The organism is Leptolyngbya sp. FACHB-36 (assembly GCF_014695955.1).
Taxonomy (GTDB): domain Bacteria; phylum Cyanobacteriota; class Cyanobacteriia; order Leptolyngbyales; family Leptolyngbyaceae; genus FACHB-36.
In genome coordinates, this window is the sequence record NZ_JACJPG010000303.1 from 1 (window position 1) to 13,159 (window position 13,159).

Below are 13,159 nucleotides of genomic sequence, written 5' to 3' on the forward strand. Positions count from 1 at the left end.
GGGTTTATGGGTCGCCCGGGATTCGAACCCGAGACCAGTCGGTTAAAAGCCGAATGCTCTACCGCTGAGCTAGCGACCCATGTTTCGTTACTTATGCAACGTTTTCCAGAATAGCACAGAATGATTCTTATTTACCACGATCGTTTCGGCAAATAACGCTAGACAATAGATTTAGAGGCACGATCAAAGGAGCGCTCCGATGCAACGACTTACCCGAAAACAGCAAACGGCAAAAATTCTGACGCTGGCTGTCTCTTTTATCGTGATTCCACTAATTCTGCTGTTTCTGGCGCTGCGTCCGGCAGCAGCGGCAACCGCTAAGCACTACACCGATCTGACGTTTAAGCCGCTGCCAGAGATTAAACTGCCGAAGTATAGCCGCTTCCAGCTTGCCAATGGCATGACCGTGTACTTGGTGGAAGACCACGAATTGCCTCTGGTTGGCGGTACTGCCCTGATTCGCACGGGCGATCGTTTGGAATCCGGCGATAAAGTTGGGCTGGCAGGAGTTATGGGCGCGGTGATGCGATCGGGCGGCACTCAGCAGCGTAGTGCTGACGAGATCAATCAATTTCTAGAGCAGCGAGCCGCCTCTGTGGAAACTAGCGTGGGAGAAGTGTCGGGCAATGCCAGCTTTAGCGCCTTGAGCGAAGATTTGGAGGACGTCTTTGGGCTGTTTGCCGAAGTGCTTCGCGCTCCTGCCTTTCCCGCCGACAAACTTGATTTGGAGAGAACGCAGCAGCGAGGCGGCATTGCCCGCCGCAACGACGAACCAGAGAGTATTGCCAACCGGGAGTTCCGCAAATTACTCTACGGAGATACCAGTCCCTATGCGTGGACGATCGAATATGCGACGTTAGACAACATCTCGCGCGAAGATTTGCTTCGGTTCTACCGGCAGTACTATCATCCGAACAATCTGCTGTTAGGCATTGTTGGCGATTTTGATAGCCGTCGAATGAGGAGCCTAATCGAAGCGAAATTAGGCGATTGGCAGCCTGCAACTGAGGCAAAAACTCCTCCGCTGCCTGCAGTGTCCCAGTCGAAGCTCAGCGGTGTGTTTTTTGTAGACCAACCGCAGTTGACCCAAAGCAGTGTTCAACTGGGGCATCTAGGCGGGCAAATTAACAGTCCCGACTACGCAGCTCTATCTGTGATGAACGGTGTGCTAAATGGGTTTGGGGGGCGGCTGTTTAATGAAGTACGATCTCGCCAAGGGTTGGCATACTCGGTCTACGGCACGTGGAGTCCCCAGTACGATTACCCCGGCGTGTTTGTGGCAGGCGGACAAACGCGATCGGATGCTACAGTTCCTTTCATTCAAAGCGTGCAGGCTGAAATTCAGAAGATTCGCACTGCACCCGTGACTGCTGCCGAGCTTGCCTATGCCAAAGATTCCGTCCTAAATGCCTTTATCTTCAACTTCCAAGACCCTGCTCAAACGCTTTCTCGACTGCTTCGCTACGAGTACTTTGGCTATCCGGACGACTTTATTTTTCGCTATCGCAAAGCTGTGGAAGCAACCACGACCGCCGATGTGCAGCGCGTTGCCCAGACCTATCTGAAGCCAGAAAATCTAGTGACGCTGGTGGTTGGCAACAAGGCACAAATTAAGCCGCCGTTGACTACGTTGGGACCAGTTCAGGCGATCGACATTTCGATTCCTGCACCAAGTAAATCCTGAGCAATTGCGCCAGTATGCTATAGTTGGAAAGCGCGTCGGGGCGTAGCGCAGCTTGGTAGCGCACTACTTTGGGGTAGTAGGGGTCGTGGGTTCGAATCCCGCCGCTCCGATCGCCATAGACCCTCTCAATGAGAGGGTTTTGTCGTTTTAAACTGGCTTGCAGCAGGGTTAAGGCGATCGCACGTGGTCAACCTGTGCGTCTGAGCAATGTCTTAACGCTGAGACAAACACTCAGAGGCACTATGAGAAACGAGGCTGGGGGAAGATTAGTCTACCTCGATTTTTTGCGAGGGATTGCTGCACTAATGGTGATCGTAATTCACGTCTCTCGCTTTGTTGCTCCTACCCCCATTCCTGTAGAGTTTACTGCGCGGGGTGTACAGTTATTTTACGTTCTGAGCGCCTACACATTGCTGCTGAGAAATTACGACGACTCAAAAACATTTTTAATCAAGCGATTTTTTAGGATTGCTCCGCTCTATTACAGCGCCATCATTTTCTATAACTGGTCACACTTATTTCATTGGAAGACTTTATTAGCATTCTTCTTTATTGACACGCGGGTTGTACCCTTTAGCTGGTCAATTTCCGTCGAAATTTTGTTCTATTTGATGTTCCCAATACTGGCTAAGAAGATTAATAGCTTGACAAGCGCGATCGCCTTTACTTGCATCACCTTCATAAGTGGCACGATCGTAACGTTGATATTTGAAAACACCTACTTCACTGATTACTGGTTTACATCGCAACTGCCAGTCTTTGGACTGGGCTTCGTTCTATACCATCTGAGTGGGGTTGCTGTCTTTCCAGTGGTAGCTGTTATGATTGCGATCGGGCTGCTACTGCGAGACGCGGCTCCCAGTTTCGCTGCCGCCTGTCTGTTTGTTGTTCTCATTTGGATGCTATCTAACGTCAAAATGCCCCGCTGGTTAGGACTGCTCGGACTCATCAGCTATAGCACCTATCTAACTCATGCAGCCGTAATGCCACTTGTCAAACAGTGGTCTTCTAATAATTATGGACTAGGGTTAATGCTAACGGTAGGAGGCACTATTGTAGTCGCTACAATCACCTATCACCTAATTGAAAAACCGGGAATTTCGTTGGGCAGAAAAGTCATCAATCAGCTAAGACAGCCCCAGAAAGTTCTGGAAGCATGACGATACTCTGCAAGTCGCTGCCAAACTAATTTTCCTGTACGATCGACGTAGCTCCAACCGTTATCAAAGCCAGTAACAACGGCGGCTAAATCACCTCGGAAATCCGACGCATCTGCAAACTGCGGCGAGATTACTCGTTTGCCTGTTTTATCGATATAGCCGATTTTACCCAGCGGATTATTCTCATCTATGCTAACGGCAACTCGCGCCAAGCCTTGAGAAAACGATTGGGCTTGCTGGAATTGTGGCGCGATCGTCCATGTCCCTGTTTTGTCAATGTAGCCCCATTTTCCGTCCACTCTCGCAGTCGCTAATCCTTCCGAAAACCCATGACCAACTTCGTCGAACGTGGGGGCGATCGCAACGCGACCCGTCTTGTCGATAAAGCCGCGTTTGTTGCCAACGATCACGGATGCTAGCCCTTCCGAAAAGTGTCCAGCACCCACCAGCTTGGGCGGAATCACAAAGGTTCCTGTTTTATCAATGAAACCAGACGTTTGCTCGACGGTCAGGACAACTGCCAATCCGTCAGAAAAATGGGAGTTGTTCAAAACGCTAAAACCTGGGTCAATCACCACCCTGCCTGCGCGATCGGCAAACCGATACTTATCCCCCGACCAAACCTGCGCCAAGCCTTCGGAGAAATTCTCCACGGACTGGAACGCTGGCGGAATCACTCGCTTGCCTGTGGCGTCAATAAAGCCCCAGCGATCGCCGACTTTTACCGCGGTTAAGTTCTCGTGGAACGGTTTGGCATCCGCAAACTGCGGTTTAATCGCAATCCTGCCTGCTGGGTTGATGTAGCCAAACTGACGACCGACTTTCACTAACGCCAAACCGTTCTGAAAGGCAAATTCCTCGGCATCGCTAACGGAATAGGAGCGATAGAGCCGCGTACCAAACTGCGGTTTAATCGCGATCGTGCCCCTGCGATCAATGTAGCCAATTTTGTTGTTTTGGAGAATCGCGAACAGGGGACGAGCCATTTGGGTCGGTTTTTCAACCGCTGGGACCTGTGAAACCGTTGGCATACGTGGCGTCTGCGTCAGGGCAGATGACATCAAAACCACCACGGTCAACGAGGTCAGAGCGATCGTCACCAGACGAGCCATTTTATTCACTTGACTGGTATATCCATAGTTGTCTGCTATCTATCTACATTGCTCATAGTTGCGTTCACCACGTTAACTTCTGAATTAAAGTTGAGGAAATTCTGAGTAATTCAAGGCATGGCTAGAAAACTGGGATTTGGGCTGCTTTGGCTGGGCTTCGTCACCTATGCGTTTTTACTAGCACCGCCGAATCAACCGGATACGCTAGATCTGATTCAGCGACTTTCAACTGGACAAATTGAAGGAATTAATCCACTCATCGTCGCGCTGTTCAACCTGATGGGTGTGTTTCCCCTGATCTACAGCGGCGTGCTGTTCGCAGACGGCAGAGGGCAGAAAGTGCCCGCGTGGGTCTTTGCGCTGCTGTCATTTGGTGTGGGGGCGTTTGCCATTCTGCCCTACCTGGCACTTCGCCAGCCAAATCCTTCGTTCTCCGGTCAAAAAACGTGGCTGCTCAAGCTCTTAGATTCGCGATGGTACGGAATTGCGCTCACCATCGGCGCAGCTGGCTTGTTGGGTTACGGAATCAGTCAGGGCAATTGGAGTGATTTTGGGCAGCAGTGGCAGACCAGCCGCTTTATTCATGTGATGAGCCTGGATTTCTGTCTGCTGTGCGGCCTGTTTCCCAGCCTGTTGGGTGACGATATGGCGCGACGGGGGCTAAAGGACGATCGCCTCTTCTGGGCAGTGACACTTGTACCACTGCTGGGAGCGGCAGTTTATCTGGCGCTGCGTCCGGCACTACCAGAACACTTCGAAGCATCGCTTCCTCAGCAGCCCGTGTCTAGCAGTTAAACAGTAAAAAGGGGCTGGTAGGTCAGCCCCTTTTTACTTAGTTATCGATGTTATCGATTAGACTCGCTTTCGCCTGCGTGCTTTCAGCTTCTCGCGCCGCTGGCTGGATGTAACCACCGCGTGGTCGATCGGGAAGCCCGGTGGTGGAATTACCTGGTACTTCCGCTCTTCTTCCATCCGCTTCAGTTCGGCATAGTTGAGCCAGTGAATGCAGTCAACTGGACACGTGTCGATCGCCTCTTGGATGATCTCTTCCGAATCGCCATCTTGTCGCACAACCCGCGATCGCCCGTAGTCCGGTTCAATATAGAACGTATTGCGAGCAACGTGGGCACAGTGCTTACAGCCGATGCAAGTGATCTCATCTACATAGACGCCTCGTTGTCTCAGAGCACCGCCTAACTCAGGCTCCAACCCCGATCGCTCAGGCGCATCGCGCAGCAGACCGCCTAACTCAGGCTCAAAACCTGTACGGCTAATGTCATCCGGTGATGCAACCATGAAGGTACCTCGTAAACGACGGAAATTCGCTACAGACGACTAAACGCTTTAATCTAAGCGCTCCAGCGTTGCAAGACCAGTCGAATCGAGCCATCAGCGTTCTGTTGCTGCTCAGCTACCTGAAAGCCTTTCTGTGTCGTTTCGCTCAGCACGGTGTGGTAAGCATAGCGCTGGGTTACTTTGCTCAGGAAGCGGTCTACGGTCAAAGGCTGCGCCCAGTATTGTAGATCAGCAACCAACTCATACTCATTGCCGTTCCAGCTAAATCCGACATCGTATCCGTTATCTTGTTCGATCGTCACCTCAGCGGTGCGAGTTTGTCCGCGATAGCCACGGACAGGCTGAGGACCTGCCTTCCAGTCAATCCCGAGGTCAGTGAGGGCAGCTTGCAAAGAAGACAGCTTACGAATTTGAGTTTTAATTTGGCTAAAGTGTGACATGGCGATTTTTAACGAGTACAAGCTGGACGAGAATCTGAGGAACTTACCATTCGCTGAAAGTAGCTTGGGCAGTTGCAACAGAAGATTGATGAACCTGTTGGGCAAAGTATTCCGACGTTGGCTCTTGGGCAAGGACTTGACCGAGTTGAGCTTCGATCGCGGCTGTAACCTCAGCGCAGGAAGCACCCACGATACCCGTTACCTTCTCCTGAACCCGACCGTCGGGATAAATAATGAACTCCAGTGTTTCCATGCTTTCAACAAACGACCTTTACTCTAGAGTCAAACCGCTCACGTCCAAGGTCAGCGACGTCGCTGAAACAGCCCAATCAGTAACTGACCTGCCGCCCTCATAGATCCACTAAATCAAAATTGAGTTAATGTAATCTACAAGAATAATTCGTAATAAATTATCTTAGTTGGCTAGAGTGGGGACTCAATTATTTGACAGTTTCGCTTAACTTTGCACAGCAGTCAAGTTAAGGAATTGGGTGTAACTTCAGCTTTATAAATCTTTATAAAACCTCTGGGGTTTGTCATCGTCTGTCTACAGAGTGATCTGGGATCACAAAGTAAAGCGCGTCCTAAATATTTTGTAGAGAAAATTGCGCGCAAATCAGTTACACTAGCAGCACAACTACGTCTTGCGTCTGTAGCTATCCGTGAGACTACTTACGACCAAGACTGAGGACTTAAACCCTGAGGGGGTCTAGCTCCATACGAGCTTGGTCGTCGTATCGGTCATACTTCTGGGTGAGGGAACATGTCTTTACTGTTTTGCAACAGTTCCCAAAAAAGCTTTGACCCACATGCTACCTCCAGTTCCTTTGGGAACCGTTCTTCGACAGCGCTACCAAATCCAGCAAATTCTCGGTCAGGGTGGATTTGGTCGTACCTATTTAGCACTCGACCAAGAACGCTTTCAAGAGAGATGCGTTCTAAAAGAGTTTACCGTTCCCTACCAAGACAGTGCTTTAGTCGAAAAATCGAAGCTTTTATTTCGGCGCGAAGCCAGTGCTCTTTACCAAATTCAGCATCCTCAGGTGCCGCGTTTTTGGGCAGCCTTTGAGGACGAAGCGCGGCTGTTTTTGGTGCAGAGTTACGTAGAGGGGCAGACTTACCGTCACTTGCTTCACGATCACAAGCAGGTGTTTACAGAATCCGAAGTGCTGCATTTGCTCACGTATCTGCTGCCGGTGCTTGGCTACCTTCACGATCGCAACATTGTGCACCGCGATATTTCACCAGAAAACATTATTTTGCAGCCCCACAGCAGCATGACATATCCGATTCCAGAGCAGGGGCTTCCAGTGCTGATCGACTTTGGTGCTGTAAAAGAAGCAACCAGCCACTCATCTCTGCTGTCAGCTCCTATGACGCGCGTGGGGAAAGTTGGCTATGCGCCGCCGGAGCAACTGCAAACAGGTAAAGTCTACCCAAACAGCGATTTGTATGCCCTGGCTGCCACCTGTCTGGCGCTGCTGACGGGCAGAGAGCCAAGGACCCTGCTAGACGCTCGAACGCTGACGTGGCAGTGGCAGCCCTACGCCACGATGAGTGATGGACTAGCAGACATTTTAGGGCGAATGCTATCGCTGTATCCGGGCGATCGCTACCGTTCGGCTCAGGAGGTGCTGGCAGACCTTCAGGCAATCTCGGTTCTACCCACTACGCTATCTAAGCCAATCACCTCTGACTCACCGCCAACTGCTCAGGTAGCGGAGTCGCCGATCTCGACCTCGACAGAACCCGTCCGGTCTAGCTTCTATCAAGCTCTGGGTTTAGGCTCTATGGTACGTGTTGGACTCATCACTGCTGCCCTAGTGGGGGTAGGAGTCGCCTTGCCACTCCTGTGGCGCGCTCGGACGCAGATACCAGAAGCAGCCGGAGAGGTGTGGGTATCGGGTGCCAAGCTGCCTCAATCGGAGGCGTCGCGATTGATGCAGTCGCAAGCGTCCAACTCCGTTAATTCGCTACTCACGGCTCCAACTACTCCAAAAGCAACTAAACCCTCGGTGCGGCTTCAGTTTGCGTCAGGTACGTCTACGATCGTGCAGGGCAGCGTGCGTGAGGGTGAGGTTCAACCCTATCTGTTACAAGCGTCGGAAGGACAATTGATGACAGCAACCCTAGAGGGTGGGGTTGTCATGACAGTGCTGCGCTCGAACGAGGCGATCGAAACGGCTGCGTATCGCACCCGCAAGTGGACCGGGCAGCTACCCGCCGATGATCAGTACCAGATTCAGGTGACGGGGTCTGGTCGGTATGCGCTGGAAGTGACTCTGGCGCGATCGATCGTGCCCCAGACCCAACGGGTTATATTTGCATCTGGAACAAGTGGCACGTCGGTCATGGGCAGGCTATCGCCCAACCAGCTACGGCGCTATGAATTGGATGCTAAGCGTGGTCAGCGGCTAGTAGTCAGGACTTTACGTGGAGCAGTCACATTTAACACCATCGCGCCGAACGGACAGCAACTTGGCGGCAGCACGCTGAATTCTAAAAACTGGCAGGGGCGACTCCCCCAAGATGGTAAATACACCCTGGAAGTCTCGACTGCACAAGCCGGAGAATATAGCCTCTCGATCGAGGTGTTCTAGCGACTGTGGACCGATTGAGTCGAAGCGTTGGGGCTGGTTTCTGCCAGAGCAACCAGTGCACGTTCTAGAGTTTCTAGCGAGCTGGCTTGGCTGAATTGAGTCAGCGCCTTCTGTTGCCCAGAGCGAGTTAGCCTGTCCCACTCAGCAGGATTTGCAGGCAAAAATGATAAAGCATCCGCTAAATCTAGCGGGTTTTCGGACTCAAATAGCAGTCCGTCTTGTCCGTGCTCGACAATTTCTCCTGCACCTCCAGTGCCACTGGTGATCAGCGTCAGTCCTGCTGCCATTGCTTCTACTTGGCTAATGCCAAACGGCTCCTCAAAGCGCGATGGAAACGCTAGCACGTTGTGTGTTTTGTAGAGCTGGATCAGTTCTGGGCGCGACAGCACCCCTGGAAACGTGATGCAGTCTTGAAGCCCTTCGGACTCTACGTGTTCCTTTAGTGCGTCAGCATAGCTGGGGATTAGGGTTCCACCCGCGATCGTTGCCGTAAACTCGACTCCGGCAGCTTTCAATAGCCAAAGCGCCTCAAGCAGCACGTCGGCTCCTTTGTAATGCATGACCAGACTGGCATAGGCAATTCGCAGGCGATCGTGGGGCGGCAGTTCCGCTTGGTAGAACTCATCTACCGCGGCACCCGGATACACGGTTAATGCGGTGTCAGCAGGATAGCCTGCCTGCCGTAGGCTTTCCGTCACCCAATTGCTACAGGTAAGGTAGCGGTAGAGCGGACTTTTGGGAGCCACCTCAGCGACATAGCCTGGGTGCTTATTCATCACGTAGTGCGCGACGGGCACCTGCGCTGCAAGAACCTGCTCAACCAGATCAACGTTTAGCAAGTCCAAGTTGCCAACCAAACACACATCGGGTTGAAAGGCTTGCAGGTGCTGAGCCAGGATTTGACGATTGCGATTGTCAACGGCGCCGAGAACGTCAGGCGGGAGCCACTCCGCGCCTTGGTTGAGGCTATACGTTCCGCCTAACGATAAACACCGCTCAACAACGGGATCTGCGTACTTGCTGATGTGGCTAGCTGAAAACTGCTGTGAATCACCAGATGTCAGAACCCGCACATCGTGTCCCCGGTGCTGAAGCAGGCGAGCATAGTCTGCAATAGAGCGCTCATACCCGCCGAGGGCATCCGGTGGATACAGATTGTTGATGACAAGAATTTTCATGGCTGGGGCAGCATAGCCGCGATCGTGACCCCTATAGTCTGCACTCAGCCATCGTAGAACTCAACACTGTTTTAGCAATGGGTAATTGCTGCACAGCACTAACTCTGGTTCAGGCGGCGCTGCCACTCGGCGTCGATCTGCGCCGATCGCTCAATGTCCTGCTCGGTCAAATCCCGCTCGGTTGTGTAAACCAGATCGTTGCTGCCAATGATCGTCTCAGTGGCAAACTGCTCTGCGTAGGCGAGCTTATCTCGCAGGCGATCGTCCGCTTGGTTGAGGCGCACTGCCCGCTCCTGACGCACCTCGTTACGAGCCGCCACCTTCTGATTACGCCACTGAACCCAGAAATAGCGCACCAGCGGAATCAGCAAAAATCCGGCACCGTAGGCAAAGAGCACCCAGTAAATCGATTGCACGAAGGCCACCAAACCTCCTAGCTTTGCTGCCACCAAACCTCCCGCTAGCAGCCGACCCAGAACCAGCGCCCCGACAAAATTCACTGCGCCTAGCCCCACTGCCAAAAGAACTTGCCCTGAGCTTGCCTGACTAAACCGCCAGAGAAGCTCCTGCAAATACGCAGCAACCGGACGCGGACGAGTTTGAGCCGCCGACGTTTGCAGTTCTGGAAAATGGTAGACGATGTCGCCGTCAGGGCTGACTTCAGGTCTGCCATTGAAGCGCGTGAGTACGGGCAGCATATACTCCTCGTACTCTTGGGCGTAGCCTGTCCCTACGTCGTCCAGATAAGGAGCAATTTGCTCTGCCACTACTGCGCCTTTGCTGTTGCGAATGACGGTGCCGATCGTCTGCCAGCGGCGCTCTTCTAGATTTGCGTTGGGGTTGCCGTCGCCAAACAAAAACGAGAATACTGCCTCCAGAAAGTTCATCTGGCGGTCTTCACCACGGGCGCGACGCCGCTCTTCAGGGCGATCGTAGTAGTCTGGGTAGAAGAACCAGAAAATATCGGGTCCAAACCAGAAATTCGGCATAAAAATTGCGCCACTGTCGCCGCGATCGTCGCTGTCGCGGCTAGAGTTAAGCGCCGTCAGGATGAGAACGACCGACACCAGAATCAGGACGATCGAGGCAATCAGCACAATCCCAAACGAAATTCGAATCAGGTAAAACAGGACGCGCCAGACTTTCTCCCACCACTCCTTAAGCTGCAAGCGGAAATGCTTGTTGCGAAGAATGGTGCGAAACTCCTGGGGAAACAGGTAGACAATTTCTCCAGACTCAGCCACTTGTAGGTGTCCGCCTGCTTCGGAAGCAAGCGCCAACAGTCCTTGCTGCGCCAGATTTACATCTAGCCCTGCCTGCGCCGCCACATCACCCACGGTGACGCGGTAGTCTAGACGCTCTACCGCCCGCATAATTTGGGGATTTGGAGTCATACCTTGTCGGAACCCTTAGCTCATCTGTCTTCCAGTATAGGATTTTGGAAGAGGGGCTTGGGAACGGTCTTCCTCTCTGTCCTCAAGATACAAGGGTGAGCGCGATCGCTCTCCGCTGAAAGACATGACGGACAGCGTACTGGGCGCTCTACAGCAGACTCGTCGGAGAACGCGCAGCCGTCCATGGCGACAAATAGATTTGCGGGAAACGTTGCCCACATGCAAGAGTTCTCCTAGTTTTAGCGATCGGGTAGCTCGACAAGATTGAGAGATTGCCAGTAGCTGAATTCCTGCAGTTGCTTAATGGCGTGTGTAACGACTCCCAACGTTTCTGTTGCTGCCTGTAACAGTTCTTCAATTCGTCGATACTCCGTCATGTCGATCGCGTACAGGTAAACCAATCGGAATGTGGGAAGGGCGTGATACGACACAGAAAATCGGTAGTTGCCGACGCTCACTTCAAGGGTGTAGTCCGCGATTTGCCCCGCTAGGCTCCTCTGCACAAGTTGTTTGTGCTCCTCAGCAAATAGATCCGTCGCAGCAATCTTGAACCGCTTCAACAAGCGCTCCGCTGCCGGATTCAGCTTAATTAAAGTCCCATCCGGGCAGCACACCAAAATCGGCACCGGGTTGTCGCGGAAGAACGCTGACAGGCGAATGATATCTGCTGCTGCATAGTCGTGCGTGAAGGGTGGCTTGCGGGGACGATCGCTATCAACTCGCAGACGTAATCTTGCAGCGTCCCCATTTCGGTCTACACCAACGTTCATTTTGTTTACCATGAGATACTAGCTCCTCTCGTTCAATTGGGGAGTGAAGCCAGGGTTGTGGTGTGGTAGCCGAGACCCTGGCTTTTCCGTGTGTAAGGATTCAATTCAGTGAAATTAGCTACGTGCGCTACTCCGATAGCAGGGGCAGTTCCAACCGATGAATGCCCAATGCGCAAATTGTGACGCAGCAATTGAATTTGACCAGTGATAATTATCGAATCAGGGTGTGAACGTCGTCAGGTTTAGGTGTGAGGTGAATTACCCGTGAAAACCACTAGACTCACTGCGATCGGTGATACTTATCACCGACAAATTTTCTACTTAGTTAACTGCGCGAATTGTTAGGGCTATCCCACAAGTCATCGTCAGCGTTAAACTAGTAGCGATTCAATTCGACTACACGTTCAGCTTCTCGTTAATAAGCTAATAAGCCGTCATGCCTAGATCTCAACGCAACGACAACTTCATCGACAAGAGCTTCACGGTCATGGCAGACATGATTCTGAAGATTCTGCCTGCCAGCAAAAAAGAAAAAGAAGCGTTTGCCTACTACCGCGAAGGGATGTGTGCCCAGGCGGACGGTGAATATGCTGAAGCGCTAGAGAACTACCACGAGGCGCTGACGCTGGAAGAAGATCCGTACGATCGCAGCTACATCCTCTACAACATTGGGCTAATCCACGCTAGCAACGGCGATCACGATACCGCCCTGGAGTACTATCACCAAGCGATCGACCTCAACGCCCGCTTGCCACAAGCCCTCAACAACATTGCGGTGATCTATCACTACCAGGGCGATCAAGCCAAGGAAGCAGGCAACGACGAAGCGGCTGAGGCGCTGTATGACCAAGCCGCAGACTTCTGGAAACGCGCCATCCGCCAAGCGCCCAACAACTACATTGAGGCGCAGAACTGGCTAAAGACTAGCGGTCGATCGCAGATGGACGTGTATTTTTAGCGATTAGTTATAAGCTGTTAGCTGTTAGTTGGTAGAGCTTAATCTTCAGCTAATTGCTAACAGCTAATTGCAGTCCCTGAAAGCCAATTACTAACAGCTAGCAACCTAACAACGACACAATGGCAATTGATCGAGACCAAGTTCGCAAAGTTGCTCACCTCGCTCGACTGGAGTTAACGCCGCAGGAAGAGGAGCAATTTACGACGCAGCTAAGCGATATTTTGAATTACTTTGAGCAGTTGAGCGAACTAGATGTGGCTGACGTGCCGCCTACAACACGGGCGCTCGAGGTCAGCAACGTCATGCGTCAGGATGCGCTTCAGCCCGCTTCCAATCGTGAGGAAATTTTGCAGGGTGCGCCCGATCGAGATACCGATTTCTTCAAGGTGCCGAAGATCATTAATACCGATTAGCTGCTAGCTAGAAGCGATTGGCTTCTAATCTAGACTTCTAATCTAGAAAGATATTGCCGGTTGCCTCGATCGCCATTGCCGTTCGTCCGGCATCTTGGTCGGCAGACTCCGTAAAGCTAACTTCTAACGTGCCAGGAGCCGATGGCGTTTGCAG

The 13,159-nt window shown here is 52.1% G+C and carries 13 protein-coding genes and 2 tRNA genes; 7 read left to right on the plus strand and 8 right to left on the minus strand.

The features are described from left to right. Nucleotides 1–7: 7 nt before the first annotated feature. A tRNA-Lys gene (locus tag H6F43_RS08280) sits at nucleotides 8–79 on the minus strand. A 120-nt stretch (nucleotides 80–199) separates the two neighbouring features. Here H6F43_RS08280 and H6F43_RS08285 point away from each other — a divergent pair. From H6F43_RS08285 to H6F43_RS08295, 3 genes are all read left to right on the plus strand, one after another. Further along, entirely contained in the window at nucleotides 200–1,684 is a 1,485-nt protein-coding gene (locus H6F43_RS08285; RefSeq protein ID WP_190342323.1) for a pitrilysin family protein, read from the plus strand. A gap of 36 nt (nucleotides 1,685–1,720) precedes the next feature. Further along, a tRNA-Pro gene (locus tag H6F43_RS08290) sits at nucleotides 1,721–1,794 on the plus strand. A 132-nt stretch (nucleotides 1,795–1,926) separates the two neighbouring features. Continuing rightward, nucleotides 1,927–2,844, plus strand: coding sequence for an acyltransferase (locus tag H6F43_RS08295; protein WP_277879905.1), 918 nt, complete (start codon nucleotides 1,927–1,929; stop codon nucleotides 2,842–2,844). Here the strand turns inward: H6F43_RS08295 and H6F43_RS08300 are convergent. Further along, nucleotides 2,808–3,956, minus strand: a complete 1,149-nt coding sequence (locus tag H6F43_RS08300; RefSeq protein ID WP_206754548.1) for a WG repeat-containing protein — start codon at nucleotides 3,954–3,956, stop codon at nucleotides 2,808–2,810. The two genes, H6F43_RS08295 and H6F43_RS08300, sit on opposite strands and share 37 nt — an antisense overlap. Nucleotides 3,957–4,073: 117 nt before the next feature. Here H6F43_RS08300 and H6F43_RS08305 point away from each other — a divergent pair, with 117 nt between their 5' ends. Next, nucleotides 4,074–4,751: a DUF2834 domain-containing protein gene (locus H6F43_RS08305; protein WP_190342326.1), complete on the plus strand. Its 678-nt coding sequence runs from the start codon at nucleotides 4,074–4,076 to the stop codon at nucleotides 4,749–4,751. Nucleotides 4,752–4,808: 57 nt separating this feature from the next. On the opposite strand, the gene H6F43_RS08310 is transcribed toward H6F43_RS08305, so the two are convergent. From H6F43_RS08310 to H6F43_RS08320, 3 genes are read right to left on the minus strand one after another with little or no spacing between them, the layout of a single operon-like run. Continuing rightward, on the minus strand, nucleotides 4,809–5,252 hold the full coding sequence (locus H6F43_RS08310; protein WP_190342327.1) for a ferredoxin: 444 nt from the start codon (nucleotides 5,250–5,252) through the stop codon (nucleotides 4,809–4,811). Between the two features lie 53 nt (nucleotides 5,253–5,305). Then, nucleotides 5,306–5,692 carry a DUF1257 domain-containing protein gene (locus H6F43_RS08315; RefSeq protein ID WP_190342328.1) on the minus strand — a complete coding sequence of 129 codons (387 nt, stop codon included), beginning with the start codon at nucleotides 5,690–5,692 and terminating at the stop codon, nucleotides 5,306–5,308. 43 nt (nucleotides 5,693–5,735) lie between these two features. Continuing rightward, nucleotides 5,736–5,945 (minus strand): DUF2997 domain-containing protein, encoded by a 210-nt coding sequence (locus H6F43_RS08320; protein WP_190342329.1) that lies wholly within the window; start codon nucleotides 5,943–5,945, stop codon nucleotides 5,736–5,738. Between the two features lie 556 nt (nucleotides 5,946–6,501). Here H6F43_RS08320 and H6F43_RS08325 point away from each other — a divergent pair. After that, the gene (locus H6F43_RS08325; RefSeq protein WP_242025432.1) at nucleotides 6,502–8,292 is read left to right on the plus strand and encodes a serine/threonine-protein kinase; all 1,791 of its coding nucleotides are present in this window, start codon (nucleotides 6,502–6,504) and stop codon (nucleotides 8,290–8,292) included. Here the strand turns inward: H6F43_RS08325 and H6F43_RS08330 are convergent. From H6F43_RS08330 to H6F43_RS08340, 3 genes are all read right to left on the minus strand, one after another. Continuing rightward, complete coding sequence (locus H6F43_RS08330) at nucleotides 8,289–9,470, minus strand: glycosyltransferase family 4 protein (RefSeq protein WP_190342331.1); 1,182 nt, start codon at nucleotides 9,468–9,470, stop codon at nucleotides 8,289–8,291. The genes H6F43_RS08325 and H6F43_RS08330 overlap by 4 nt on opposite strands. A 98-nt stretch (nucleotides 9,471–9,568) precedes the next feature. Further along, a complete protein-coding gene (locus H6F43_RS08335; RefSeq protein ID WP_190342332.1) occupies nucleotides 9,569–10,864 on the minus strand; it encodes a hypothetical protein in 1,296 nt (431 codons plus the stop codon). Nucleotides 10,865–11,103: 239 nt separating this feature from the next. Then, nucleotides 11,104–11,646: a hypothetical protein gene (locus H6F43_RS08340; protein WP_190342333.1), complete on the minus strand. Its 543-nt coding sequence runs from the start codon at nucleotides 11,644–11,646 to the stop codon at nucleotides 11,104–11,106. Between the two features lie 424 nt (nucleotides 11,647–12,070). Here H6F43_RS08340 and H6F43_RS08345 point away from each other — a divergent pair, with 424 nt between their 5' ends. Both H6F43_RS08345 and gatC read left to right on the plus strand, forming a co-directional pair. Continuing rightward, the gene (locus H6F43_RS08345; RefSeq protein WP_190342334.1) at nucleotides 12,071–12,592 is read left to right on the plus strand and encodes a photosystem I assembly protein Ycf3; all 522 of its coding nucleotides are present in this window, start codon (nucleotides 12,071–12,073) and stop codon (nucleotides 12,590–12,592) included. 119 nt (nucleotides 12,593–12,711) lie between these two features. Beyond that, a complete protein-coding gene (gene gatC / locus H6F43_RS08350) occupies nucleotides 12,712–13,005 on the plus strand; it encodes an Asp-tRNA(Asn)/Glu-tRNA(Gln) amidotransferase subunit GatC (RefSeq protein ID WP_190342335.1) in 294 nt (97 codons plus the stop codon). Nucleotides 13,006–13,159: the final 154 nt, after the last annotated feature.

Excerpts from the sequence above, each read along its gene's own strand:
- H6F43_RS08285 (WP_190342323.1), top strand. The coding sequence starts at position 200 with ATGCAACGACTTACCCGAAAACAGCAAACGGCAAAAATTCTGACGCTG.
- H6F43_RS08295 (WP_277879905.1), top strand. The coding sequence starts at position 1,927 with ATGAGAAACGAGGCTGGGGGAAGATTAGTCTACCTCGATTTTTTGCGA.
- H6F43_RS08300 (WP_206754548.1), bottom strand. The coding sequence starts at position 3,956 with ATGGCTCGTCTGGTGACGATCGCTCTGACCTCGTTGACCGTGGTGGTT.
- H6F43_RS08305 (WP_190342326.1), top strand. The coding sequence starts at position 4,074 with ATGGCTAGAAAACTGGGATTTGGGCTGCTTTGGCTGGGCTTCGTCACC.
- H6F43_RS08310 (WP_190342327.1), bottom strand. The coding sequence starts at position 5,252 with ATGGTTGCATCACCGGATGACATTAGCCGTACAGGTTTTGAGCCTGAG.
- H6F43_RS08315 (WP_190342328.1), bottom strand. The coding sequence starts at position 5,692 with ATGTCACACTTTAGCCAAATTAAAACTCAAATTCGTAAGCTGTCTTCT.
- H6F43_RS08320 (WP_190342329.1), bottom strand. The coding sequence starts at position 5,945 with ATGGAAACACTGGAGTTCATTATTTATCCCGACGGTCGGGTTCAGGAG.
- H6F43_RS08325 (WP_242025432.1), top strand. The coding sequence starts at position 6,502 with ATGCTACCTCCAGTTCCTTTGGGAACCGTTCTTCGACAGCGCTACCAA.
- H6F43_RS08330 (WP_190342331.1), bottom strand. The coding sequence starts at position 9,470 with ATGAAAATTCTTGTCATCAACAATCTGTATCCACCGGATGCCCTCGGC.
- H6F43_RS08335 (WP_190342332.1), bottom strand. The coding sequence starts at position 10,864 with ATGACTCCAAATCCCCAAATTATGCGGGCGGTAGAGCGTCTAGACTAC.
- H6F43_RS08340 (WP_190342333.1), bottom strand. The coding sequence starts at position 11,646 with ATGGTAAACAAAATGAACGTTGGTGTAGACCGAAATGGGGACGCTGCA.
- H6F43_RS08345 (WP_190342334.1), top strand. The coding sequence starts at position 12,071 with ATGCCTAGATCTCAACGCAACGACAACTTCATCGACAAGAGCTTCACG.
- gatC (WP_190342335.1), top strand. The coding sequence starts at position 12,712 with ATGGCAATTGATCGAGACCAAGTTCGCAAAGTTGCTCACCTCGCTCGA.